The organism is Stenotrophomonas sp. GL_101 (assembly GCF_057835675.1).
Genome location: NZ_CM174432.1, coordinates 816,748 through 839,348, shown reverse-complemented (window position 1 = coordinate 839,348; position 22,601 = coordinate 816,748). Strand labels below are relative to the sequence as shown.

Here is a 22,601-nt window from a genome sequence, read left to right as displayed (position 1 = left end):
CGGATCTGAGACTTTCCGGGTCGACGGTTTGTGAAAGTGAAGGAACTTGGCGCCTTTCGATGGGTCTGCATGAGCCATGCAGCGGCCATTTCGGCTGTCGCCACCGCCAGAAACCGGACAAGCCTTGCGCGACGGGGCCTGCGCACGGTTACTACCGATGGACAACGCACACTGCCATCCATCGGCGGGCATGAAAAAACCCGCCTGTTGCCAGGCGGGTTTGGGGGCGCTTGCGGGGCGCCTGGCTCAGGCGTCCAGTCGCACCAGCCAGCCGTGACGGTCCGGCAGGCGGCCGTACTGGATGTCGGTCAACTCCTTGCGCAGCGACAGGGTCACTTCGCCGGCCGGGGCATTGATGTCGCCCACCGCGAAGCCCTCGCCCTTGAGCTGGCCGATCGGGGTGACCACTGCGGCGGTGCCGCAGGCGAACACTTCGGCGATTTCACCGGAGGTCACGCCCTGCTTCCACTCCTCGATGGTGACCTTGCGCTCTTCGACCTTCATGCCACGGTCGCGGGCCAGCTGCAGGATGCTCTCGCGGGTGATGCCTTCCAGGATGCTGCCCGACAGCGCCGGGGTCACCAGGGTGCCGTCCTTGTAGACCAGGAACACGTTCATGCCGCCCAGTTCTTCCAGGTACTTGCCCTCGACCGGGTCCAGGAACAGCACCTGCGAGCAGCCCTGCGCCTGGGCCTTCTGCTGCGGCAGCAGCGAGGCGGCGTAGTTGCCACCACACTTGGCCGCACCGGTGCCGCCCTTGGCCGCACGCGCGTATTCGGTGGACAGCCAGATCGACACCGGGGCCACGCCCTTGGCGAAGTACGGGCCGGCCGGGCTGGCTATCACGTAGTAACCGGCCTTGTGCGCGCCGCGCACGCCGAGGAAGGCTTCATCGCCGATCATGAACGGGCGGAAGTACAGGCTGGATTCGTCGGCCGACGGCACCCAGCTGGCGTCCACGGCGATCATCTGCTTGAGCGATTCGACGAAGATGTCCACCGGCAGCTCCGGCAGCGCCAGGCGCTGCGCCGACCGCTGCAGGCGACGGCCGTTGGCATCGGGACGGAAGGTCCAGATCGAGCCATCGGCGTGGCGGTAGGCCTTTATGCCTTCAAAGATTTCCTGGCCGTAATGCAGCACCGCGGCGGCCGGGTCCAGCTGCAGCGGGCCGTACGGGCGCACGCTGGCGTTGTGCCAACCGGTGTCCTTGTCCCAGCGCACTTCCACCATGTGGTCGGTGAAGTGCAGACCAAAACCGGGGGCGGCCAGGATGCGATCACGCTCCTCGCTGCTGCGCGGCTGGGCGGAACGGGTGGTCGTGAAGCTCACAGAAGACTGGGACACCGGATATTTCCTGTTCTGGTTACGGGGAACGCTGGCCGCTGCGTCTTGCGGCGGCCAGCCATTACAGCATGCCGGTCTCGAGCCGGGCGGCCTCGGACATCATGTGGCGGCCCCACGGCGGGTCGAACACCAGCTCGACGTCGGCCTCGGCCACCGTCGGAATCATTTCCAGCTTGCTGCGCACGTCATCGACCAGGATATCGCCCATGCCGCAGCCGGGCGCGGTCAGGGTCATGGTCACATCGATCTCGCGCTGGCCATCGTCCAGGTGCTTGATGTCCACGTCATAGACCAGGCCCAGGTCGACGATGTTGAAGGGGATCTCGGGGTCGAAGCAGGTGCGCAGCTGCTGCCACACCAGTTTTTCGACTTCTTCATCGGAGGCGTTGTCGGGCAGTTCCAGCGCCGGCGGCGGTTCCTTGCCGATGGCGTCGCCATCCTTGCCGGCGATGCGGAACAGGTTGCCTTCGACGAACACGGTATAGCTGCCACCCAGGGCCTGGGTGATGTAGCCATAGCTGCCGGCGGGCAGCGTGACCGTTTCGCCCTGCGGGACCATGACGGCCTCGCAGTCGCGTTCGAAGTGGACGGGTTCACTGCTACGGGAGTACATGTGGATGGATATGGGGTCGCGGCCAATTCCCGCAAGGCGATCATTTTAGCCCAGCGGCCGGCCACGCGCCGGTCGGCGCGCAAGCCGGTATCCTGTGGGCACTCACAGGAAGATTGCATGTCATCCACGTCCGTGCCTGTCCGGAGCCGCCACTGGCTCTGGCCCCCGATGTTGTTGCTTGGTGTATTGACGGCCACCCTGGCCTGGTTGTTCATTGCCCTGCTCAGCGGCCGCCAGGCCGGCTGGATGGCCGTTCTGGCCGCGCTGGACATCGCGTTCATGCTGCGCATCGGCAGCTTCCGCGCCGGTCCGGCCAGGGTCGCACTGACCCTGTTGGCAACGGTGCTGGTTGCGCTGGCGGCCAACTGGGGCATCGCCTCGGCCTATCTGGGCGGGTCGATGGGCCTCAGCCCGTGGGATTCAGCGTTGCGGATGGGCCCGTTCATGGCCTGGACGCTGATCCAGCTGGCCAACGGCGCCGCCGAGGTGCTGTGGCTGGGCGTGGCGCTGGTGATTGGGTGGTGGGTGGCGAAGTAACGCCCCCCACGACCAACGGTCGTGGGCTACCGATGATGGTCCGCCCACGCCGGCAGGTCACCCCCGTTGGTCGTGACCCCGATGACCATCCACCCATGCAGGTAGGTCACGACCGTTGGTCGTGACCCCGATGACCGTCCACACGCCGGTAGGTCACGACCGTTGGTCGTGACGGCCCAACGCCCACTCAATGCCCCCCGTCGAGCGCCTTCAGCTCGCTGACCAGCGCGCTGGCCGCACCGGCGCCATCGCCGTACAGCATGCGGGCGTTGTCGGCGTAGAACAGCGCATTCTCGATCCCGGCAAACCCAGTGCCCTTGCCACGCTTGATCACCACCACGTTGCGCGCATTCACCACGTCCAGGATCGGCATGCCGTAGATCGGGCTGGCCGGGTCGGTGCGCGCGACCGGGTTGACCACATCGTTGGCGCCGATCACCAGCACCACGTCGGTGTTGGGGAACTCGGGGTTGATGTCGTCCATGTCGGCGATCAGGTCATACGGCACGCCCGCTTCGGCCAGCAGCACGTTCATGTGCCCGGGCATGCGCCCGGCCACCGGGTGGATGGCGAACTTCACCTTGATGCCGCGCTCGATCAACCGCTGCGCCAGTTCCCAGACCTTGTGCTGGGCCTGGGCCACGGCCATGCCGTAGCCGGGCACGACCACAACGCGCTCGGCGAAGGCGAGCATCGCGGCCACGTCGCTGGCCTCGATCGGCTTCTGCGCGCCGCTGATCTCCTGCGCGACGCCGCCCCCACCGAAGTTGGAGAACAGCACCCCGCTGATCGGCCGGTTCATCGCCTTGGCCATCAACCGGGTCAGCAGGATACCGGCCGCGCCGACCATCATGCCGGCGATGATCAACGCCTCGTTGCCCAGCACATAGCCTTCAAAGGCCACCGCCAGGCCGGTGAACGCGTTGTACAGCGAGATCACCACCGGCATGTCGGCACCGCCGATCGGCAGGGTCATCAACACCCCCAGCGCCAGCGCCACCACGAAGAAGCTGACGATCGCCACCGGGCTCAGCGTGACGCCCGCCCAGATGCCGAGCACCACCATCGCCACGGCCACCAGCAGGTTGAACACCTGCTGCCCGGGGAAGGTGACGCGTCGATCCAGCCGGCCGTCGAGCTTGGCCCAGGCAATGATCGAGCCGGACAGCGACACGGCACCGATCGCCGAGCCGACGATGGCCAGCGCCAGTACCGTGGCCGAGGGTTGGCGCGCGGCCAGGTCGGCAATGGCCTGTTCGCTCCAGTGGGTGGTGTCGCGGTTGGTCAGGAACGAAAAGCGCAGCAGTTCCACCGCACCGATCGCCGCGGCCGAGCCGCCGCCCATGCCGTTATAGAGGGCCACCATCTGTGGCATGTCGGTGATCGCCACGCGCTTGGCCGACCACCAGGCCACGCCGGTGCCGATCGCCACCGCCGCCAGGATCAGCGGGATGTTGTGCAGCTCGGGCAGGAAGAAGGTCGCCACGGTGGCGATCAGCATGCCCAGCCCGGCCCAGCGGATGCCGCTGCGCGCGGTCATCGGCGAAGCCATGCGCTGCAGGCCGAGCAGGAACAGGGTGGCAGCCACCAGGTAGCTCACCTGGACCAGCCACTGCAGCAGTTGTGCGGTGCTCACGTTCAAGGCGCCTTCTCCCCGGCACCGCGCCTGGCGCTGGGCTTGAACATGTCCAGCATGCGCTCGGTGACCACATAGCCACCGGCTGCGTTGCCCGCGCCCAGGACCACGGCGATGAAGCCGATGATCTTCTCCACCGGGGTTTCCGCGTGGCCCAGCACCACCATCGCGCCGATCAGCACGATGCCGTGGATGAAGTTGGACCCGGACATCAAAGGGGTATGCAGGATCACCGGCACCCGCGAAATGATCACGTGGCCGGCAATGGCGGCCAACATGAAGATATACAACGCCACGAACCCGTCGCTCATTGCAGTCACTCTCCCAGGCGGACATCCCGTCCCGCCCATCATAACCATGCGCTGAACCGTTCTGCAGCCCGGTCAACCGCAGCGGCCCCGGGGCGTTGTCACTGTATCCCCTTGCGCGAGCGCTACCCTGTGCTGGTGAGCCCCACCCTACCGACGCTGTCCGACCCGACCGACGCGACGCTGCCGGCAACGCTGGATGTGTTCCTGGCCGGGGTTGGGCCACGTGCGTTCCGCTTCGCCGAGGCCGGCCTGCGCCAGCGTGATGATGCGCTCGATGCGGTGCAGGACAGCATGTTGAAGATGCTTGCCTACCGCGACAAACCCGCCGCCGAGTGGGCGCCGCTGTTCTGGAGCATCCTGCGCCGCCGGGTGGTCGACCTGCAGCGCCGCCGCGGCTTCCGGCTGCGCTTCTGGCGCAGCAGCGACGAGGTCGACGGCGACCACGACATCGATTGGGCCGACCACACGCCGGGCCCGGCACAGGCGCATGAACAGCGCGAACAGTACGCGCAGCTGGTGCAGGCACTGCGCGAACTGCCCGCCCGCCAGCGCGAAGCCTTCACCCTGCGCGTGCTGCAACAGCTGGATGGCGCCACCACCGCCACCGCCATGGGCTGCAGCGAAGGCGCGGTCAAAACCCATCTTTCGCGCGCCCGGCAGGCGCTGCAGCAGCAACTGGAGATCGAACTGTGAGCCGCCCCATCGCCCCGCCCATCCACGATGACGCCGCCCTGCATGCCCTGCACGGGGAGGCCCTGCAGCAGTTGTCACCGGCCACCCTGGCGCGGCTGCGCAGCGCCCGCCAGGCGGCCGCACCGCGCCGCGCCCGCGCGCACGGCTGGTGGATGGCCACGGCCTGTTCGGCCGTGGCCGCGCTCGCCCTGGGCTACAGTTTCACCGCCAACCCGCCCAGCGCGCCGGCCACCCCCAGTGCCGCCACGGCGCTGGATGACAGCAGCGACGTGCTCGACGAGAATCCCGACCTGTACGTGTGGCTGGGCACGACCGACCTGGCAATGGAGTGAACATGACACCGCGATGGATTCTCACCCTGGCGCTGCTGTCGGCAAGCGCAGCCAGCAGCGCCCAGAGCCCCACCCTGCCCGAGTGGGAGCGGCTGACGCCACAGCAGCGCGAGGCCCTGATCGCACCGGTGCGCGACCGCTGGAACGACGCCTCGCCGCCGCAGCGCGAGCGCATGCTGCAGCACGGCCAGCGCTGGCAGACCATGACCCCCGAGCAGCGCGAGCTGGCCCGGCGCGGTCGCCACCGCTTCGAGAGCATGAGCCCGGAGCAGCGCGAACAGGCACGTGCGCTGTTCGCGCAGATGCGCGACCTCAACCCGGCCCAGCGCGATGATCTGCGCGCACGGTGGGGCAAGATGACTCCGGAGCAACGCCAGGACTGGTTGAAGGCCAATCCGGTGAAGGAACTGCCGCCGGCGCCGCCGAAACGCTAGCGCCACGCCAGGCGTGGCTGCCTGGGGCTGGCGTTACGCCTCGGCCACCCACCGGGTTTTGGCCAGCAGTTCGTCGTCCCAATCGAATACGATCGCGCCGTCCTTCAGGAACAACGCGACGAAGTTGTACAGGTTGCGGGCATACATCTCGCTGGCGTGCACCGCGCCCATGCTGGCCAGGTCGAGCGGGCCATCGATGGTGATCCCTTCCAGGTCCACCACCTCACCGGGGCGGGTGGCCTCGCAGTTGCCGCCGGTTTCGGCGGCAAGGTCGACCACCACGCTGCCGGGCTTCATGCCGCGCACCATCGCGGTACTGAGGATCTTCGGCGCCGGGCGCCCCGGCACCGCCGCGGTGCAGATCACCACATCGACCAGGCGCAGGTGCTCGCCCAGGCGACGCTGCTGTTCGGCCCGTTCCTCTTCGGTGAGCGGGCGCGCGTAGCCGCCCTCGCCCACCGCGCTGACGCCCAGGTCGAGGAACTTGCCGCCCAGCGACTCGATCTGCTCGCGGGTTTCCGGGCGCACATCAAACCCTTCCACCTGCGCGCCCAGCCGGCGTGCGGTGGCAATGGCCTGCAGGCCGGCCACCCCGGCGCCCACCACCAGCACCCGTGACGGGCGGATGGTACCGGCGGCGGTGGTCAGCATCGGGAAGAAGCGCGGTGCGCGCTGGGCGGCAATCAGGGTTGCCTTGTAGCCGGCCATGCCGGCCTGCGAACTGAGCACGTCCATGGACTGGGCGCGCGTGGTGCGCGGCAGGCGCTCCAGCGGGAACGCCTGCAGGCCACGCGACTGGATCATCCCGGCGCGTTCGGTATCGGCCTGCGGGTGCAGCATGCCGACCAGGCTGGCACCGGATTTAAGCTGGCCCAGCCGTGCGGTGGTCGGCGGCTGAACGCACAGCACGATGTCGGCGCTGCCCAGCCGCGCCGCATCGGCCGGCTGCGCGCCGACATCGAGATAGGCCTGATCAGGAAAGCCGGCCGCTTGGCCCGCACCGGGTTCGAACCACGTCGTTGCGCCGAGCGCAGCCAACTTGCGCGCCGTCTCCGGCGTCATCGCCACGCGCCGTTCGCCCGGCGCGCCTTCCTTCACCACTACCACCTCGACAGCCATGCTTGTCCCCGACGATCAGCCGATTGTGGGCTGATCGTAACCTGATCGGCGCACGCACGCCTGGCATCCAGACCGACGCTGACGGGCCGGGCCAAGCCCGGCAACCGCGCGACGCCCGGCACCCGCCTCAATGCACGGTCGCGCTCTTGCTGTCCAGGCGGTCGATCACGCCCTGCATGGCACTGTCGAAGGCGCCGTCGTCGATATGCGCACGCAGGCGCCCCAGCCGCACCATCACCGCCAGCTCCTCGGGCGAGGCCACGCAGAAGCGCACGCCGCGGCGGTTGACGAACAGCAGCCGCGAGGAAATCGGGCTCACCCAGGACAGCTTGCCGGCCTGGACCTTGCCGTCCTTGTCGACGAAGTCCAACCAGTTGCCGATCTCCATGCTGCGGAAGCGGTCGGCATCGGCATTGTCGAAATCGCTCACATCCACCTTGCCGCCCAGTTCGACTGCGGGGCTTTCCGGTGCCGGCGGCGATGGCAACACCACCTGCGGCAGTTCGGGCAGCGCGCGTTCCAGTTCCGGGCGCGATTCGGCGATCGCCTGCAGGGTGTCGTGCAGGATGTCGATCGCGCCGGCGGCGGCATCGGCATGCACGCCGACACTGGCAAACACCTTGCGCAATGCCGGGTGCCAGGCCTGCAGCCAGGGCTTGCCGACGATCTTCCGGCGCGCCTCGGCGACTTCTTCCAGCATGCCGTCGGCCAGTGCCAGCGCCTCGCCAACCGAAGCGCCTTCTTCGCCTTCGCGCAGAACGGTCAGGGTCAGGTGGTGCTGCCAGGGCTGGCGCAGGAACTCGCCGATGGCCTGCGGCAGGGTGGCATCGGCGATGCGGCGGTCCAGCTCGGCGGCCGATCGGTTGCGGGCCATTTCCAGCTTTTCCTGGCCGCGCTGGGTCTCGGCGGCGCGGCGCTCGGCAATTTCGATGCGGCGCCGGTGCTGGGCCAGGAAATCGCGGAATTCTTCTTCCAGGGTCAGGAAGATCGCCAGATTCTCGTTGAACTCGGCCACCAGGCGTTCGATGATTTCCTCGACCTTGCCCATCAGCACGCGCTCGGCCTGGCTTTCACCGGTATTGCCTTCGCAGGCCTCGGCCAGTGAGTTGAGCAGCTTGCGTGCCGGGTGGGTCTTCTGCACGAACATGCGGCGATCGAGCATGGCCACCTTGACGAACGGCACCACCAGGCGGCCGATCAACTCGCGCGAGCGGCCTTCCAGGTCGCGCTCATCGAGCATCACGTCAAACAGCATGCCGACCAGGTCGATGGCATCTTCGTCCTGGGGATCCAGCCGCGCCTGCGAGGGGTCCACGCCCAACCGGGTCGCGCCAGACAGCACTTCGCTCTTCAGCCGCTGCGCCAGGGACTCGCCGTCCTCACCGATCGCCGCGCGCAGGGTTGCACTCGGCGTGGCCTGCAGCAGCGACAACACCGACATCATTTCGCGCTGGCTGAGCGGGCGTTGCTGGCCCACCGCCACGCTGGCCGCCGAGGTGGCGTCCTCGCGCACATGCCGGGTCTGCTGCAGCAGTTCATGCAGCGCCTCCAGCAGCATGCCCGGATTGGTGCTGATCGACTCACCCGACTCGCCGGCAGGATGCCCGGCCGGTGTGGATTGCATGCGCCCGCGGCTTTCGGCCCAGCGGTCGGCAAAGCGCCGCGCCCACGCGGGGGCGGCGGCATCCTCGCCAGCGCCGCCCAGCATGTCAGGGTCCAGCGCCTCCACCAGGTCGTCCAGTTCATGCCGGGGTGCCGGCGGGCGCGGTGCCGGGCGGCGGGGCGCGGACATGTGCGGCATCACGCCGGCCGCCGCCAGTTTTTCGTCCAGGACCTCGTACCGCTTGCCGATCGGGGCGTGCAGGTCGCGCTCGCACAACTTGATCAGCACCAGGCGCACTTCCGGGGCCAGTTCACAGTCGGCGAAGGCCTCATGGATGGCGACCCCGATATGTTCCGGGCTGATCGGGTTGCTGTCGGCGTTCAACTCCAGGCTGCCGGCGATCCAACCGAGGCGACGGTCCAGCCGCGCCAGCACCGGCTTCCAGTCGCGCAGCAGCACGGTGGCGAAATTGCGCACCGCCAACCGCGACTCCAGCACATGCTCGGGCACCAGGCTCAGCCCGTCCTCGATCTGGCCGGCCAGGGTGGCCTCGGCCGACAGCGGCTCGGCACGGTCCAGGGCGTCCCAGGCCAGCAACAGGTGGCCGCGGAAACCGGCCACGATGTCCTCACGGCGGCGGCGCAACTCGCGCATGCCATCCAGGAACAGCAACTGTGACGCGCCGGCAGTGCCGGCACGGTCGAACAAGACGTCGTCAAAGCGGGCCAGCACCGTCGCAAACGACTCGGTCAACGCCGGCAGCGCGGCCTCGCGGGCAAGCTTCAACAGCGCCGGGTCACGACCCGGCTGCCCCAATGCATTGGGCGTGGCAATCATGCGAAAAGGCTCCCCACCCTCGCAGGCACAGAATGCAGCATGGAAACAAAGGACCTCGGCGCCCCCCAGGCACCGCAGTCCGGATGGTAGGTCGGCCCACCGGTATGGGACAGTGAAGCAGTCCGCACTTTGAACCTCATGACCGGGTGCCGGCAGGCCTTGTATCGTACGGCCAGCGCCGCGGCGATGCGAGTACAGCCACGTGAAGGAATACCGCTGATTAGGTGATGTTCATCACGATTTACCGCAAATGGCACGCAATGGCCAGGCGCCGGCGTCACAAACCGACGCGACTATAATTGGCGGACCGTACTGTTTGATCGAGCCCCCATGCCTGTTCCCCCTGCGCTGCAAGCCCTGGACGCCCGCCGTTCGGTTCCCGCCCGGCAACTGGGCGAACCCGGCCCCGACCCGGACACCCTGCTGCGCATGCTGGCCGCCGCCTCGCGCGTACCCGACCACGGCAAGCTGGTGCCGTTCCGCTTCCTGCGGATCGCCGGCGATGCACGTCACAGTCTGGGTGCCTTCCTGGTGGACCGCACCCGCCAGCGCGACCCGCATGCCAGCGAGGCCCAGCTCGAGAAGGATCGGCGGCGTTTTTCGCATGCCCCGGTGGTGATCACGGTGGTGGCGCGGCTGGCGCCGGAGGCGACGATCCCCGAGCAGGAACAGCTGATGACCGCCGGCTGCGTCTGTTTTGCACTGTTGCAGGCCGCCCAGGCGCTCGGCTTCGGTGCCCAGTGGCTGACCGCATGGATGGCCTTCGACCCGGCCGTGCAGGCGCATCTGGGCCTGGCCGACAACGAGCGCATCGCCGGCTTCATCCATATCGGGACGCCCCAGGCGCCGGCCCCGGAGCGCGAGCGCCCGGATCCGGCAGCGTTGCTGCAGGACTGGGTGGGCTGAGGTGTCCATTCCCGGTTCCGCATCGCCCGTCTCGCGGCCCCCGCTGTACCTGGTGGATGCCAGCCTGTACGTGTTCCGTGCCTGGCATTCGATGCCCGATGAATTCCAGGACCAGCAAGGCTGGCCAACCAACGCGGTGCACGGCTTCGCCCGGTTCCTGCTGGACCTGCTCGAACGCGAGCGCCCGCGGCATATCGCCATCGCCTTCGACGAAGCGCTGGACAGCTGCTTCCGCCACCGCCTGTATGCCGCCTACAAGGCCAACCGCGATCCTGCGCCGGACGCCCTGCGCCGCCAGTTCGCGCACTGCAAGGCACTGTGCGGCGCGCTCGGGCTGGCGGTGCTGGCCCACCACGAATACGAAGCGGACGACCTGATCGGCAGCGCGCTGCATGCGCGTCGTCAGGACGGCATGCGCGGGGTGATCGTCTCGGCCGACAAGGACCTGTCGCAGCTGCTGTTGGAGCAGGACGAACAGTGGGACTACGCGCGCAACCAGCGCTGGGGCATGGCCGGGGTCAAGGCCCGCCACGGCGTGCACGCGCACCAGATCGCCGACTACCTGGCGCTGTGTGGCGATGCGGTGGACAACATCCCCGGGGTCACCGGCGTGGGCGCCAAGTCGGCGGCGGTGCTGCTGGCCCATTTCGGCAGCCTGGACACCCTGTACGAGCGCCTGGACGAAGTGCCGTTCCTGCGCCTGCGCGGTGCGGCACAGATGGCGGTACGGCTACGCGAACAGCGCGAACACGCGCTGTTGTGGCGGCAGCTGACCACCCTCGCGCTGGATGCGCCGCTGGACAGCAACCAGCCTGACTTCACCCGTGGCGGTGCCGACCCGCAGATGCTGCAGGGCCTGTGCGACGCGTTGCGGTTCGGCCCCTTGACCCGCCGCCGGCTGTTCAGCGCCGCAGGCCTGTCCGACTCCCCTTCCATTGCCAGCGAGTTCGCATGAGCCCAAACACGCAAGCCCCCCAGGTCGTCTACGAAGGCAAGTACCAGCGCATGGTCGTGCGCGGCACGTGGGAATACAGCGAACGTACCCACGCCGGCGGCCTGGCTGCGATCATCATTGCCGTCACTCCCGAGGACAACGTGCTGTTCGTTGAACAGTTCCGGGTGCCGCTGCAGGCCAACACCATCGAGATGCCGGCCGGCCTGGTCGGCGATATCGACGCCGGCGAGTCGATCGAAGCCTCGGCGGTGCGCGAGCTGGAAGAAGAAACCGGCTGGACCGCCGCGCATGCCGAGGTGCTGATGATCGGCCCGACCTCCTCCGGTGCCAGCAGCGAGAAGATCGCCTTCGTACGCGCCACCGGCCTGCGCAAGGTGGGTGAAGGCGGCGGCGATGCCAGCGAAGACATCACCGTGCACGAGATCCCGCGCACCCAGGCCGCGGCCTGGCTGGTCGAGAAAATGGGCCAGGGCTACGAGCTGGACGCCAAGTTGTGGGCCGGGCTGTGGATGATCGAACACCATCTGGACGGCACCCCGCGTGGCTGATTCGTTCGCCCCACCGATCACGCCGGGCGCGCTGCTGGGGCCGTCCGACCCGGCACCGTTCACCGTGCACCAGGCGCGGGGACGCTCGCCGTACCTGCTGATCGCCGACCATGCGGGCCAGCAGGTGCCGACCGCAATGGGCAACCTGGGCCTGCCGGCATCTGAACTGGACCGCCACATCGGCTGGGACATCGGCATTGCCGGGGTCACGGTGGAACTGGCGCGCCTGCTTGACGCCTGGGCGATCACCCAGACCTATTCGCGGCTGGTGATCGACTGCAATCGCCCGCCGGGCGCGCCGGGGCGGTTCGCACCGCTCAGCGACGGCACCGTGGTGCCCGGCAACCAGGGGCTGGATGACGCGGCACAGGACGCGCGCGTGCAGGCCATCTTCGCGCCGTACCACGGCCGCATTGCCACCGAACTGGATGCCCGCGCCGCAGCCGGCATCCCCACGGTGCTGATTGCCATGCACAGCTTCACTCCGGCGATGCAGGGCGTGGCGCGGCCGTGGCACGCCGGCGTGCTGTATCAGCGTGATGCGCGTTTTGCGCATGCGTTGATGCACGCCTTGCAGGCCGAAGGTGACCTGGTGGTGGGCGACAACCAGCCCTATGCGGTCAGCGACGCCACCGACTATGCGATCCCGGTGCACGCCGAAGCACGTGGGCTGGCGCACGTGGAACTGGAGATCCGCCAGGACCTGATTGCCAACGCCGCCGGGCAGCAGGCCTGGGCACGGCGGCTGGCGCGGCTGTTGCAGCCGTTGGCGCCGGGGTTTGGTTGAACGCGGCGGTGGTACGGCAGCCGACCAACGGTCGGCTCTACCTCATGGGCTGCCACGGGAACGAACGATAGCCGGTGACCCGCAGCGCCAGCCCGATCGCCGCGAAGCGCGCCTGCAGTTCGGCGCTCGCCGCGCGATCGACGTTGCAGGCCACTGCCAGCGGCAGCGCACGCACCTGCGCCAGCGCCTCGCCCACCGATAGCGCCTTTACCTCAGCCACCAGGCTGGCCGCTGTTTTGCGCTGTGCCGGCTCAACCGTCTCCAAGGTCAGGTCGAAGGCGGCATACAACCCGGGCGACAGCCCTTCGGCGCGCGCACGGGCCAGCTCATCCTGCGGCGCATCGCCGTACGCCATCGACAACCCGGGGCGTTCAAGAAACGCATCCTCTTCGCTGTAGTGGTCCAGCGCGCGTGCGTAGTCGTCCACGGTCGACAACGGCTGCTGCCGTTTCTGCACGCTGAGCACATCGGCGAACGTGGCGCCCTCCAGGTAGTGGCGCAGACCGTGCGTGGCCGCGAACGGATGCACGCCTTCGGCATCCTCCTCGTCCTCGGCGTCGTGGCCGGCCAGCCAGAAGCGGCCCTGGCGCGCATCGCCGTCGCTTGCATGCACCCAGGCGTGACGCTCCCACACCTGGCCATCGTCACTGCATGCGGCGATGGCCTCCAGGGTCTGGGTCAGGGTGAGCAATTCGGTCATGGCGGTGCGTCCGGGCAAACCGCGATGGTAGAGGCACCCGGCGCACCGACCAACCGTCGGTGCCTACCGTTCGGTGGCGCAGGCCGGTTGCAGGGCCGCACCGTCCGGCCGCGGCTGCGGTCGCAACCACACCGCCACGCCCACCCCGAGCAGCGCGAACACCGCCGCGCCGTACTGCGCGTTGACCAGGCCATGCAGCGCTTCCGGGCTGGTGCCGGCCGCACCGGCATTGCGACCGGCGTTGGCCAGCATCACCAGCACGGCCAACCCGAGTGCACCGCCAATCTGCTGCGCGGTGGCGGCCATGCCCGAGGCCACGCCCTGCTGTGCTGCCGGCACGCCCTGCCCGGCCACGATCCACATCGCCGTCCAGGTCATGCCCTGGCCGATGCTGAGCACCACGATGCCTGGCAGCAACGCCCAGTAGGTAGCGCCGTAAGGCAAGGCCACGGCCACCGCGGCAATGCCGATCGCACCGGCGGCCATGCCCAGCGACAACACCTGGCGGGGCGAACGGCGCATGAGCATGCGTTCGGTGATCCGGATGCCAAACGTGCACACCAGAGTGGGCGGCAGGAACGCCAGCCCGGCCTGCAGTGCACTCCAGCCGTACCCGTCCTGGAAGTACAACGCCAGGAAGTAGTACTGCACCCCGAAGCTGCTCATGAACAGCATCGTCAACAGCATCGCCGCGCGCAGGCTGCGCAGGCGCAGCAGCGCGAACTGCATCAGCGGGTCGCGGCTGCGCTTCTCGATCTGCACGAACATCGCCAGCAGCACGGCCGACAGCAGCAGGCACCCCAGCGTGCGCGGCGCCAGCCAGCCCCACTCCGGACCCTGCACCAGCGTGGTCACCAACAGGCTGCCGCCAACGGTCACGGTGAGGCAGCCGGCCAGATCGAAGGAACGGCCGGACTGTACCGCGGGATCGCGCGGCAGCCACCAGCCACCGAACAACGCACAGGCACTGGCGAACGGGACGATCACCAGCAACACCGAGGACCAGCCAAAGCTCTGGGTCAGCACGCCGCCCAGCAACGTACCCAGTGCCAAGCCACCGGCGCTGGCCATCGACCAGATCGCCAGCGCGCGGTTGCGCGGCGCACCTTCGGCGTAGAGCGTGTTGATCAATGCCAGCGTGGCCGGGAACAGCAACGCCGCGCCGATGCCCTGCACCGCGCGCGCGGCGATCAGCAGCCAGGCGCTGTTGCTGAAGCCGCCGACCAGCGAGGCCAGCGCGAACAGCGCCATGCCCACCCGATAGATGCGGCGACGCCCGAGCAGATCGGCCGCGCGGCCGCCCAGCAGCAGGCAGCCGCCAAACGCCACGGTGTAGCCACTGACGATCCACTGCAGCTGCTGGGCGTTGATCTGCAGCTGCACGCCCATTTCATGCAGGGCGACAAAGATGATGGTGGCGTCCAGCGCGATGATCAGCTGGGCCATCGCCAGCAGGGTCAGTGCCAACCGGGGCGGAAAAGAGCGGGAGGAATCGGTCATGCCAAGGGGGAAATGCAGGGGAAGGGGCGCAGTCTCATTGATGACGGGCAACAAATAAATACGGATAATTCGATTTCTGTCATGCCTTTTCGCATTAATGAGGGACTGCCGTGGATCTCAATGCCGTACGCATGCTGGTGCAGGTGGCCGAGGCGCGCAGTTTCACCGTGGCCGCCGGGCAACTGGGGATCAGCCAATCCGGGCTGTCGCGGGCGATCGGCCGGCTGGAACAGGCACTGGGCGTGCGCCTGCTCCACCGCAATACCCGCAACGTCAGCCTGACCCCGGACGGGCGCCAGTTCGTGGAGCACTGCACGCCACTGCTGTGCGGGCTGGAGGATGCCGAGCGGCGGCTGGGCGACCGGCCATGCACGCCCTCGGGAGTCCTCAAGCTGACCGCGCCATCGATGTTCGGGCGCAAGGTGCTGGTGCCGCTGGCCGGGCAGTTGATGGCCGCCCATCCGCAGCTGCAGTTCGAGCTGGTGTTGAATGACCGGTTGGTGGACCTGGTCGAGGAAGGTTTCGACGCCGCGTTGCGCACCGGCCCGATCAGCGATGTACGAATGGTGGCGCGCACGCTGCGGCCGTTGCACTGGGTGACCGTGGCCTCGCCGGACTATCTGGCCCGCCACGGCGCTCCGGCCACGGTGGATGCACTGCAGGACCACACCTGCCTGGCGGTACGCAACCTGCGCAGTGGACGCCAGGTGGACTGGCAGTTCCGCCAAGGCGATGGCCACCTGCGGGAGTTCAGCCCGCCGGCGCGGATGGTGTTCGACAGTGGCGACCCGCTGGTGGAGGGTGCAATCGCCGGCATCGGCATCGTGCAGGTGATGGATTTCGCGGTAGCCGATGCACTGGCCGACGGCCGCCTGCAGCGGGTGCTGCAACCCTTCGAGGGCCGCAGCCGCGCGTTGTCGCTGGTGTACCCGCCGTCGCGGCAGGCCTCGCCGAAATTGAAGGTACTGGCCGACGCCCTGTTGGCCGGAACTTGGTAGGTGCCGACCGTGGGTCGGCACGGTCGGTCGGCATGCACGGATCCCGCGTGCCACGACCAACGGTCGTGGCCTACCGCGTAGGTGCCGACCGTTGGTCGGCACGATCGGCTAGGCGAAACGATCGGTTGCGCGGATCAATGCGTCCACGTTCTCCGCTTCAAAGGCCGAATGCCCCGCGGCCGGGCTGATCTCCAGCGTGGATTTCGGCCACGCCTTGTGCAGCTCCCAGGCGCTCTGCAGCGGGCACACCACGTCGTAGCGGCCGTGCACGATCACCCCGGGGATGTCGGCGATGCGGTGCGCGTCGCGCAGCAGCTGCTCTTCCACCTCGAAGAAACCGCCGTTGACGAAGTAGTGGTTTTCGATGCGGGCGAAGGCCAGCGCGAACTGCGGATCCTGGTGGCTGTTCACGAAATCATCGTCCACGTGCAGGAAGCTGGTGGCGCCTTCCCATACGCTCCACGCCCTGGCGGCGGCCAACCGGGTGGCCTCATCGTCGCTGGTGAGGCGGCGGTGGAAAGCGGAGATCAGATCGTGGCGCTCCACCGACGGGATCGGCGCGAGGTAATGCTCCCAGGCATCCGGGAACAGGCGGTTGGCACCTTCCTGGTAGAACCACTCCAGCTCCCAGCGGCGCAGCATGAAGATGCCGCGCAGGACCAGTTCGGTCACGCGCTGCGGGTGGGTCTGTGCATAGGCCAGGGCAAGCGTCGAACCCCAGCTGCCGCCGAACACCTGCCAGCGATCCAGCTTGAGGTGCTCGCGCAGCGTCTCGATGTCGGCCACCAGGTCCCAGGTGGTGTTGTCGACCAGATCGGCATGCGGGGTCGAGCGCCCGGCACCGCGCTGGTCGAACAGGATGATGCGGTACTTGGCCGGGTCGTGGAACTGGCGCATTTTCTCGCTGCAGCCGCCACCGGGGCCACCGTGCAGCATCACCACCGGTTTGCCGTCGGGGTTGCCGCACTGCTCGAAATACAGCGTGTGGCGATCATCGACCTTGAGGGTGCCCACGTCGTAGGGGGTGATGGCGGGATACAGCGTACGCATGACAGAACTCCGTTGTTGGGAACAGGCGCGGACGAGCGGATTCACCACTCGCGCGGGCTGGTCAGATCATCGACATCCACATCGAAACCATAGCTGCGTGCGATCAGCTCGAAATCGGCGCCGATGTTTTCGCGCGCCGCGGTTTCCAGCTCGCTGTCCTGCGCTTCGAATGCTTCGCCAAGCACGTTGAACTCGTGCGTGGCGGCATGGGTGAGCGCCATCAGCGCGGCGCCGTCGGCCGGGCGTTCGCGTTCGATGCGTTCGCACAGGCGCAGCAGGATCTGCTGGCCTCGCGCCACCAGCGCCGGCGGAAAGTACGCATCCTCGACCATGTCGGCCAGGAATTGGTGGGACTGCAGCTGCGCGTGCGAAACCGAGGGGCTGGCAGTGGTCATGGCGCTTCCTTTCGAGTGGATCGCCATTCTACCCGCGCGATGTTTCAGGCAGCGTCAGCGCACGCCCGGCAGACAGCCGCAGGTCACCCGGTCGCGGTGTTCCAGATCCTGCGCGGTGTGCACCTGCACGAACCCGGCCTGTTCAAACAGCGCGCGGATCGCCACACCCTGGTCCCAGCCGTGCTCGATCAGCAACCCACCGTGTGGCAGCAGGTGCGCGGCCGCACCCGCCACGATGAGGCGGATGTCGTCCAGGCCGTCGATGCCCGCCGCCAGCGCGGTGATCGGCTCATGCCGCAGGTCGCCCAGGCGCAGGTGCGGATCGTCGCTGGCGATGTACGGCGGGTTGCTCAGAATCAGGTCGAAGTGCATCCCGGCCAGCGGTGCCCACCACGACCCGTGCAGGAAGTGGACGTTATGCACCGCGTTGCGCGCCGCATTGGCGCGGGCAACGGCCAGTGCGGCGGCACTGAAGTCGGTGGCGGTCACGCGGGCCAGCGGGCGCTCGCGGGCCACCGCCAACGCGATGGCACCGCTGCCGGTGCCAAGGTCGGCGATTGCCAACGGTCGGTCGGCAGCAAGCCGCTCCAACGCCAGTTCAACCAGCCGTTCGGTGTCCGGGCGCGGAATCAGGGTGGCCGGGCTGACGGCCAGGTCCAGTGTCCAGAAACCCCGATGCCCGAGCAGGTAGGCCACCGGCTCGCCGGCCTGGCGACGTGCCAGCAGCGCGTGGAAGGTAGCGGCATCGGCCGGGTCGACCGGATCGGTGGCATGGGCGAACAGCCAGCTGCGCTCACGCCCCAGCACCGCCAGCAGCAGCAACTCGGCCTCATGCCGGCCTTCCACCCCGGGCAGGGCGACGGCGGCATCGGCAATCAGTTGGCGGACATCGCGCGAGGCGGCGGTCATGGCGGGCCGGGCAGGAAGCGGGCGCGCAGTGTAGTGCACCGGATGCTCCCGGCCGGGCCGGCAACAGGGGCGATGAGGCGTCCGCTGCGCCGAAAATCCATTGATTGACTGGATTACGGAACCTATGTCGATACCTCATCGCTATCGATTTAAAGGCCAAACGAGGGTTTCCTGGCGCGCCCGCTGCCCCAATCGTTCATGCAACACCCCTAGGGAATAAGCAGGGACTATTGCGCCGAACAGCCCCTGTCGTCAGCCAGCCTTAGTCCTGCAAGGGCAATGCAGGATATCGGGGCGAATATTCATCGCCGGATCAGGCCGTTTTGATAGACTCCATCTATCGTATAGATGCAATCAATGGATTGTCCTTATGGGAAAGGAGCCGCTAACCTGTGTTGGTCGCTTCACCCACCCCCTTCACCAAGAGGAATAACGATGTCGCTCATCAACACCCCGATCAAGCCGTTTGAAGCCAACGCCTACCAGAATGGCGAGTTCATCAAGGTCTCCGACAGCACCCTGAAGGGCCAGTGGTCCGTGCTGATCTTCATGCCGGCCGCATTCACCTTCAACTGCCCGACCGAGATCGAGGACGCGGCCGACCATTACGCCGAGTTCCAGAAGGCCGGCGCCGAGGTCTACATCGTCACCACCGATACCCACTTCTCGCACAAGGTGTGGCACGAAACCTCGCCGGCCGTCGGCAAGGCCCAGTTCCCGCTGGTCGGCGACCCGACCCACCAGCTGACCCGCGCCTTCGGCGTGCACATTGAAGAAGAAGGCCTGGCCCTGCGCGGCACCTTCATCATCAACCCGGAAGGCGTGATCAAGACCCTGGAGATCCATTCCAACGAGATCGCCCGTGACGTCTCCGAGACCCTGCGCAAGCTGAAGGCGGCCCAGTTCACCGCCGCCAACCCGAACCAGGTGTGCCCGGCCAAGTGGAAGGAAGGCGAGAAGACCCTGACCCCGTCGCTGGACCTGGTCGGCAAGATCTAAGCGGGATCCAAGCCGTTTTCCATCCCCATTCCCGTTTCGACGGGGATGGGGGTGAACCCAAGCCGGTGCCCGCGCGCCGGTTTGGGTTCACCCCCACGTCGCGCAGGTGCATCCTTGGGGTGCGCTGACGCCGCCTGCTTGCCTGAACGAAGGAGTTTCTCGATGTTGGATGCCAACCTCCAGTCCCAGCTGAAGACCTACCTGGAACGCGTCACCCGCCCGATCCAGATCACCGCGCATGCCGACGACAGTGCCAAGTCGCAGGAAATGCTGGAACTGCTGAACACCCTGGAATCGCTGTCATCCCAGATCACCCTGCAGGTGCTCCGCGACAGCGACCAGCGCACGCCGTCGTTCGCGCTGACCACGCCGGGCCAGGACATCCACCTGGCGTTTGCCGGGCTGCCGATGGGCCATGAGTTCACCTCGCTGGTGCTGGCCCTGCTGCAGGTTGGCGGGCATCCGTCCAAGGCCACCGCCGAGCTGATCGAGCAGGTGCGGAACCTGGAAGGCGACTTCAGGTTCGAGACCTATTTCTCGCTGTCCTGCCAGAACTGCCCGGACGTGGTGCAGGCGCTGAACCTGGCCGCGGTGCTCAACCCGCGCATCCAGCACGTGGCGATCGACGGCGGGCTGTTCCCGGCCGAGGTCGAGGCGCGCCAGATCATGTCGGTGCCGACGGTGTACCTCAACGGCGCCCTCTTCGACCAGGGCCGCATGAGCCTGGAACAGATCGTGGCCAAGCTGGATACCGGTTCGGCCAAACGCGACGCCGAGAAGATCGCCGTCAAAGCACCCTTTGACGTGCTGGTGATCGGCGGTGGCCCGGCCGGTGCGGCCGCGGCGATCTACGCCGCACGCAAGGGCATCCGTACCGGTGTGGCGGCCGAGCGTTTCGGCGGCCAGGTGCTGGACACCCTGTCGATCGAGAACTTCATTTCGGTCAAGGAAACCGAGGGCCCCAAGCTCGCTGCCGCGCTGGAACAGCATGTGCGCGAGTACGAGGTGGATATCATGAACCTGCAGCGCGCCACCGCACTGAAGCCGGCCGGCGATGATGGCCTGGTCGAAGTCGTGCTGGAAAACGGTGCGTCGTTGAAGTCGCGCTCGGTGATCGTGTCCACCGGCGCGCGCTGGCGCCAGATGAACGTGCCCGGCGAAGACCAGTACCGCAACAAGGGCGTGGCGTACTGCCCGCACTGCGACGGCCCGTTGTTCAAGGGCAAGCGCGTGGCGGTGGTGGGCGGCGGCAACTCCGGCGTGGAAGCGGCGATCGACCTGGCCGGCATCGTGACGCATGTGACCCTTCTGGAATTTGATGACAGACTGCGGGCCGATGAAGTGTTGCAGAAGAAACTGCGCAGCCTGGGCAACGTCACCATCATCACCAGCGCCCTCACCCAGGAAGTGCTGGGCGATGGCCAGAAGGTGACCGGGCTGGTCTACCAGGACCGCGTCGGTGGCGATGCGCACCGGGTCGAGCTCGAAGGCATCTTCGTGCAGATCGGGTTGCTGCCCAACACCGAATGGCTGAAGGATTCGATGGCACTGTCGCCGCGTGGCGAAATCGTCATCGATGATCGGGGCCAGACCAGCGTTCCCGGCGTATTCGCAGCAGGAGATTGCACTACCGTTCCGTACAAGCAGATCATCATCGCGATGGGTGCCGGCTCCACCGCCGCGCTCAGTGCGTTCGACCACCTGATCCGTACATCCGTACCCAAGAGCAGCGGCGTTGTCGCCGAAGCTGCCTGATACGTCCGGTTCCCGGTTCGCTGGGAGCCTTGTACTTTTGCTGGGTAAGCCACGCCGTCACCCGGTCCATTACCGCTTAGAGGTCCAAGGAAATGAACCTACGTGATCTGAAATACCTCGTGGCACTGGCCGACCACCGGCACTTCGGCCGCGCCGCGGCGGCGTGCTTCGTCAGCCAGCCCACCCTGTCCACCCAGATCCGCAAGCTGGAGGACGAGCTCGGCCTGCCGCTGGTGGAACGTGCTCCCCGCAAAGTGATGTTGACCCCGGCCGGGGTCGAGGCGGCGGCGCGTGCGCGCACCATCGTGGCCGAGGTGGAGCAGCTGAAGGAAGCGGCACGGCGCAGTCGTGACCCGGAGGCCGGTACGGTGCGGCTGGGGATCTTCCCCACGCTGGGGCCGTACCTGTTGCCGCATGTGATCCCCAACATCCGCGAACGCTTCCCGCAGCTGGAGCTGCTGCTGGTGGAAGAAAAAAGCGACGAACTGCTGACCCGGCTGCGCGAAGGCAGGCTGGATGCGGCGCTGCTCGCGCTGCCGTTGGATGACGACCAGTTGCACGCCGAGTTCCTGTTCGAGGAGCCCTTCCTGCTGGCGGTCTCCGGCCAGCATCCGCTGGCCCGCCGGCAGCACCTGGATGTCCAGGAATTGTCCTCGCAGAAGCTGCTGCTGCTGGAAGACGGGCATTGCCTGCGCGACCAGGCGCTGGCGGTCTGCCGCCTGTTCGGGGCCAACGAGAAATCCGAGTTCCGTGCCACCAGCCTGGAAACACTGCGGCAGATGGTGGCTGCCGATGTCGGGATCACGCTGCTGCCGACGTTGTCGGTGAAGCCGCCGGTGCCGCGTTCGGAGAACATCCGGCTGCTCGACTTCAGCGGCGATGACCGGCCCAGCCGCCGGATCGCGATGGCATGGCGCCGCAGTTCGGCCATGACCGGATTCCTCGAACAGCTGGCGCAGCAGTTCAAGCGATTGCCGCAGGAGCTGTTCACGATCGAAAACGCCGAGCTCGCCGGCGAGCGGCCGGGGCTGCCCGTACACAGCGCCTGAGCGACGCTGAACCTGCCGCATCGGCAGGATTGGCCAACGGGTCGCATCCGTCTTCGATAGGCAGCACAATAGAACCCAGGCGGCGCCAGCAGGCGCCGCCTTTTGCATGGGCCATCACTAATCGCAAGGAGCTTCACATGTCCACTTCCAGCGGGCTGCCGCCGTCCATCACTGTTTCCAGCCGCGACATGGATCGGCTGGACGCCATGCTCGAGTCCCCGGCGGTCGCCCAGACCCCGGCTGCGATCGCATTGGCAAAAGAACTCAACCGGGCCACGGTGGTGGCGCCGGAGCAGATGCCCGAGGGCGTGGTCATGATGCATTCGCGCGTGGAATGCGAAGATGAGCTGCAGAACGAGAAGCACGTACTGACGCTGGTCTTTCCGCGCGAAGCCGACGTGGAACAGGGCAAGGTGTCGATCCTTGCGCCGGTGGGCACTGCCCTGCTCGGCCTGGCGGTCGGCCAGACCATGGATTGGGACGCTCCGGGTGGTCGCAAACTGCGCCTGCGCGTGACTGCGGTCCACAACCAGCCCAACGCCTGACCTTCCTGCCGCCGCGCAGGTTCCCGTTTTCGTACCAGGAGTCGCA

Annotated in this window: 24 protein-coding genes; 13 read left to right on the top strand and 11 right to left on the bottom strand. The window is 67.5% G+C overall.

The window, feature by feature from the left end; genetic code table 11:
- Window positions 1-246: 246 nt before the first annotated feature.
- Both AC3IR9_RS03760 and sufT read right to left on the bottom strand, forming a co-directional pair.
- Window positions 247-1,344: a branched-chain amino acid aminotransferase gene (locus AC3IR9_RS03760; protein ID WP_489294140.1), complete on the bottom strand. Its 1,098-nt coding sequence runs from the start codon at window positions 1,342-1,344 to the stop codon at window positions 247-249.
- Window positions 1,345-1,405: 61 nt separating this feature from the next.
- Window positions 1,406-1,957: a putative Fe-S cluster assembly protein SufT gene (gene sufT / locus AC3IR9_RS03755; RefSeq protein WP_489294139.1), complete on the bottom strand. Its 552-nt coding sequence runs from the start codon at window positions 1,955-1,957 to the stop codon at window positions 1,406-1,408.
- Between the two features lie 117 nt (window positions 1,958-2,074).
- Between sufT and AC3IR9_RS03750 the strand changes: the two genes are divergently transcribed.
- Entirely contained in the window at window positions 2,075-2,494 is a 420-nt protein-coding gene (locus AC3IR9_RS03750) for a hypothetical protein (protein WP_489294138.1), read from the top strand.
- 187 nt (window positions 2,495-2,681) lie between these two features.
- Here the strand turns inward: AC3IR9_RS03750 and AC3IR9_RS03745 are convergent, their stop codons facing one another.
- Both AC3IR9_RS03745 and AC3IR9_RS03740 read right to left on the bottom strand, forming a co-directional pair.
- Window positions 2,682-4,136, bottom strand: a complete 1,455-nt coding sequence (locus tag AC3IR9_RS03745) for an NAD(P)(+) transhydrogenase (Re/Si-specific) subunit beta (RefSeq protein ID WP_489294137.1) — start codon at window positions 4,134-4,136, stop codon at window positions 2,682-2,684.
- On the bottom strand, window positions 4,133-4,441 hold the full coding sequence (locus tag AC3IR9_RS03740) for an NAD(P) transhydrogenase subunit alpha part 2 (protein ID WP_489294135.1): 309 nt from the start codon (window positions 4,439-4,441) through the stop codon (window positions 4,133-4,135). Before AC3IR9_RS03740 ends, AC3IR9_RS03745 begins: the two co-directional genes overlap by 4 nt.
- A gap of 129 nt (window positions 4,442-4,570) precedes the next feature.
- On the opposite strand from AC3IR9_RS03740, the gene AC3IR9_RS03735 reads away from it, so the two are divergent.
- Genes AC3IR9_RS03735 through AC3IR9_RS03725 form a run of 3 tightly spaced genes read left to right on the top strand, consistent with a single transcriptional unit; the run spans window position 4,571 to window position 5,900 of the window.
- Entirely contained in the window at window positions 4,571-5,134 is a 564-nt protein-coding gene (locus AC3IR9_RS03735; protein ID WP_489295697.1) for an RNA polymerase sigma factor, read from the top strand.
- Window positions 5,131-5,466, top strand: coding sequence for a hypothetical protein (locus tag AC3IR9_RS03730; protein ID WP_489294134.1), 336 nt, complete (start codon window positions 5,131-5,133; stop codon window positions 5,464-5,466). The genes AC3IR9_RS03735 and AC3IR9_RS03730 overlap by 4 nt, the downstream gene beginning before the upstream one ends.
- A 2-nt stretch (window positions 5,467-5,468) precedes the next feature.
- Window positions 5,469-5,900 carry a DUF3106 domain-containing protein gene (locus AC3IR9_RS03725; protein WP_489294132.1) on the top strand — a complete coding sequence of 144 codons (432 nt, stop codon included), beginning with the start codon at window positions 5,469-5,471 and terminating at the stop codon, window positions 5,898-5,900.
- A 33-nt stretch (window positions 5,901-5,933) separates the two neighbouring features.
- Here the strand turns inward: AC3IR9_RS03725 and AC3IR9_RS03720 are convergent, their stop codons facing one another.
- Window positions 5,934-7,019, bottom strand: coding sequence for an NAD(P) transhydrogenase subunit alpha (locus tag AC3IR9_RS03720; protein ID WP_489294130.1), 1,086 nt, complete (start codon window positions 7,017-7,019; stop codon window positions 5,934-5,936).
- A 127-nt stretch (window positions 7,020-7,146) separates the two neighbouring features.
- Window positions 7,147-9,459 (bottom strand): DUF1631 domain-containing protein, encoded by a 2,313-nt coding sequence (locus tag AC3IR9_RS03715; protein ID WP_489294129.1) that lies wholly within the window; start codon window positions 9,457-9,459, stop codon window positions 7,147-7,149.
- 330 nt (window positions 9,460-9,789) lie between these two features.
- Between AC3IR9_RS03715 and AC3IR9_RS03710 the strand changes: the two genes are divergently transcribed.
- From AC3IR9_RS03710 to AC3IR9_RS03695, 4 genes are read left to right on the top strand one after another with little or no spacing between them, the layout of a single operon-like run.
- On the top strand, window positions 9,790-10,365 hold the full coding sequence (locus AC3IR9_RS03710; RefSeq protein ID WP_489294128.1) for a nitroreductase family protein: 576 nt from the start codon (window positions 9,790-9,792) through the stop codon (window positions 10,363-10,365).
- Window position 10,366: 1 nt separating this feature from the next.
- Window positions 10,367-11,320, top strand: a complete 954-nt coding sequence (locus AC3IR9_RS03705) for a 5'-3' exonuclease (RefSeq protein ID WP_489294126.1) — start codon at window positions 10,367-10,369, stop codon at window positions 11,318-11,320.
- Window positions 11,317-11,868, top strand: a complete 552-nt coding sequence (locus AC3IR9_RS03700; RefSeq protein ID WP_489294125.1) for an NUDIX hydrolase — start codon at window positions 11,317-11,319, stop codon at window positions 11,866-11,868. Before AC3IR9_RS03705 ends, AC3IR9_RS03700 begins: the two co-directional genes overlap by 4 nt.
- Entirely contained in the window at window positions 11,861-12,655 is a 795-nt protein-coding gene (locus AC3IR9_RS03695; RefSeq protein ID WP_489294123.1) for an N-formylglutamate amidohydrolase, read from the top strand. The genes AC3IR9_RS03700 and AC3IR9_RS03695 overlap by 8 nt, the downstream gene beginning before the upstream one ends.
- Before the next feature lie 37 nt (window positions 12,656-12,692).
- Here AC3IR9_RS03695 and AC3IR9_RS03690 read toward each other — a convergent pair whose 3' ends face one another.
- Window positions 12,693-13,355, bottom strand: coding sequence for a DUF7716 domain-containing protein (locus AC3IR9_RS03690; RefSeq protein ID WP_489294122.1), 663 nt, complete (start codon window positions 13,353-13,355; stop codon window positions 12,693-12,695).
- A gap of 63 nt (window positions 13,356-13,418) precedes the next feature.
- Window positions 13,419-14,855 carry an MFS transporter gene (locus AC3IR9_RS03685; RefSeq protein WP_489294121.1) on the bottom strand — a complete coding sequence of 479 codons (1,437 nt, stop codon included), beginning with the start codon at window positions 14,853-14,855 and terminating at the stop codon, window positions 13,419-13,421.
- Window positions 14,856-14,965: 110 nt separating this feature from the next.
- Here AC3IR9_RS03685 and AC3IR9_RS03680 point away from each other — a divergent pair, with 110 nt between their 5' ends.
- Window positions 14,966-15,853 (top strand): LysR family transcriptional regulator, encoded by an 888-nt coding sequence (locus tag AC3IR9_RS03680; RefSeq protein WP_489294119.1) that lies wholly within the window; start codon window positions 14,966-14,968, stop codon window positions 15,851-15,853.
- A 108-nt stretch (window positions 15,854-15,961) separates the two neighbouring features.
- On the opposite strand, the gene pip is transcribed toward AC3IR9_RS03680, so the two are convergent.
- The 3 genes from pip to prmC are packed head-to-tail and all read right to left on the bottom strand — an operon-like array spanning window position 15,962 to window position 18,207.
- Window positions 15,962-16,903, bottom strand: a complete 942-nt coding sequence (pip, locus tag AC3IR9_RS03675; protein ID WP_489294118.1) for a prolyl aminopeptidase — start codon at window positions 16,901-16,903, stop codon at window positions 15,962-15,964.
- A gap of 41 nt (window positions 16,904-16,944) precedes the next feature.
- Complete coding sequence (locus AC3IR9_RS03670) at window positions 16,945-17,298, bottom strand: DUF5713 family protein (RefSeq protein WP_489294116.1); 354 nt, start codon at window positions 17,296-17,298, stop codon at window positions 16,945-16,947.
- 54 nt (window positions 17,299-17,352) lie between these two features.
- On the bottom strand, window positions 17,353-18,207 hold the full coding sequence (gene prmC / locus AC3IR9_RS03665) for a peptide chain release factor N(5)-glutamine methyltransferase (protein WP_489295695.1): 855 nt from the start codon (window positions 18,205-18,207) through the stop codon (window positions 17,353-17,355).
- Window positions 18,208-18,642: 435 nt separating this feature from the next.
- On the opposite strand from prmC, the gene ahpC reads away from it, so the two are divergent.
- The 4 genes from ahpC (at window position 18,643) to rnk (ending at window position 22,555) form a co-directional block, all read left to right on the top strand.
- Entirely contained in the window at window positions 18,643-19,206 is a 564-nt protein-coding gene (gene ahpC / locus AC3IR9_RS03660; protein WP_489294115.1) for an alkyl hydroperoxide reductase subunit C, read from the top strand.
- Window positions 19,207-19,368: 162 nt separating this feature from the next.
- A complete protein-coding gene (gene ahpF, locus AC3IR9_RS03655) occupies window positions 19,369-20,961 on the top strand; it encodes an alkyl hydroperoxide reductase subunit F (protein ID WP_489294114.1) in 1,593 nt (530 codons plus the stop codon).
- Window positions 20,962-21,053: 92 nt separating this feature from the next.
- Window positions 21,054-22,010 carry a DNA-binding transcriptional regulator OxyR gene (gene oxyR / locus AC3IR9_RS03650; protein WP_489294113.1) on the top strand — a complete coding sequence of 319 codons (957 nt, stop codon included), beginning with the start codon at window positions 21,054-21,056 and terminating at the stop codon, window positions 22,008-22,010.
- 137 nt (window positions 22,011-22,147) lie between these two features.
- Entirely contained in the window at window positions 22,148-22,555 is a 408-nt protein-coding gene (gene rnk / locus AC3IR9_RS03645; protein ID WP_489294112.1) for a nucleoside diphosphate kinase regulator, read from the top strand.
- Window positions 22,556-22,601 lie beyond the last annotated feature (46 nt).

Excerpts from the sequence above, each read along its gene's own strand:
- AC3IR9_RS03725 (WP_489294132.1), top strand. The coding sequence starts at position 5,469 with ATGACACCGCGATGGATTCTCACCCTGGCGCTGCTGTCGGCAAGCGCA.
- AC3IR9_RS03670 (WP_489294116.1), bottom strand. The coding sequence starts at position 17,298 with ATGACCACTGCCAGCCCCTCGGTTTCGCACGCGCAGCTGCAGTCCCAC.
- ahpF (WP_489294114.1), top strand. The coding sequence starts at position 19,369 with ATGTTGGATGCCAACCTCCAGTCCCAGCTGAAGACCTACCTGGAACGC.
- AC3IR9_RS03740 (WP_489294135.1), bottom strand. The coding sequence starts at position 4,441 with ATGAGCGACGGGTTCGTGGCGTTGTATATCTTCATGTTGGCCGCCATT.
- prmC (WP_489295695.1), bottom strand. The coding sequence starts at position 18,207 with ATGACCGCCGCCTCGCGCGATGTCCGCCAACTGATTGCCGATGCCGCC.
- sufT (WP_489294139.1), bottom strand. The coding sequence starts at position 1,957 with ATGTACTCCCGTAGCAGTGAACCCGTCCACTTCGAACGCGACTGCGAG.
- pip (WP_489294118.1), bottom strand. The coding sequence starts at position 16,903 with ATGCGTACGCTGTATCCCGCCATCACCCCCTACGACGTGGGCACCCTC.
- AC3IR9_RS03750 (WP_489294138.1), top strand. The coding sequence starts at position 2,075 with ATGTCATCCACGTCCGTGCCTGTCCGGAGCCGCCACTGGCTCTGGCCC.
- ahpC (WP_489294115.1), top strand. The coding sequence starts at position 18,643 with ATGTCGCTCATCAACACCCCGATCAAGCCGTTTGAAGCCAACGCCTAC.
- AC3IR9_RS03710 (WP_489294128.1), top strand. The coding sequence starts at position 9,790 with ATGCCTGTTCCCCCTGCGCTGCAAGCCCTGGACGCCCGCCGTTCGGTT.
- AC3IR9_RS03715 (WP_489294129.1), bottom strand. The coding sequence starts at position 9,459 with ATGATTGCCACGCCCAATGCATTGGGGCAGCCGGGTCGTGACCCGGCG.
- AC3IR9_RS03690 (WP_489294122.1), bottom strand. The coding sequence starts at position 13,355 with ATGACCGAATTGCTCACCCTGACCCAGACCCTGGAGGCCATCGCCGCA.
- AC3IR9_RS03720 (WP_489294130.1), bottom strand. The coding sequence starts at position 7,019 with ATGGCTGTCGAGGTGGTAGTGGTGAAGGAAGGCGCGCCGGGCGAACGG.
- rnk (WP_489294112.1), top strand. The coding sequence starts at position 22,148 with ATGTCCACTTCCAGCGGGCTGCCGCCGTCCATCACTGTTTCCAGCCGC.
- oxyR (WP_489294113.1), top strand. The coding sequence starts at position 21,054 with ATGAACCTACGTGATCTGAAATACCTCGTGGCACTGGCCGACCACCGG.
- AC3IR9_RS03700 (WP_489294125.1), top strand. The coding sequence starts at position 11,317 with ATGAGCCCAAACACGCAAGCCCCCCAGGTCGTCTACGAAGGCAAGTAC.
- AC3IR9_RS03685 (WP_489294121.1), bottom strand. The coding sequence starts at position 14,855 with ATGACCGATTCCTCCCGCTCTTTTCCGCCCCGGTTGGCACTGACCCTG.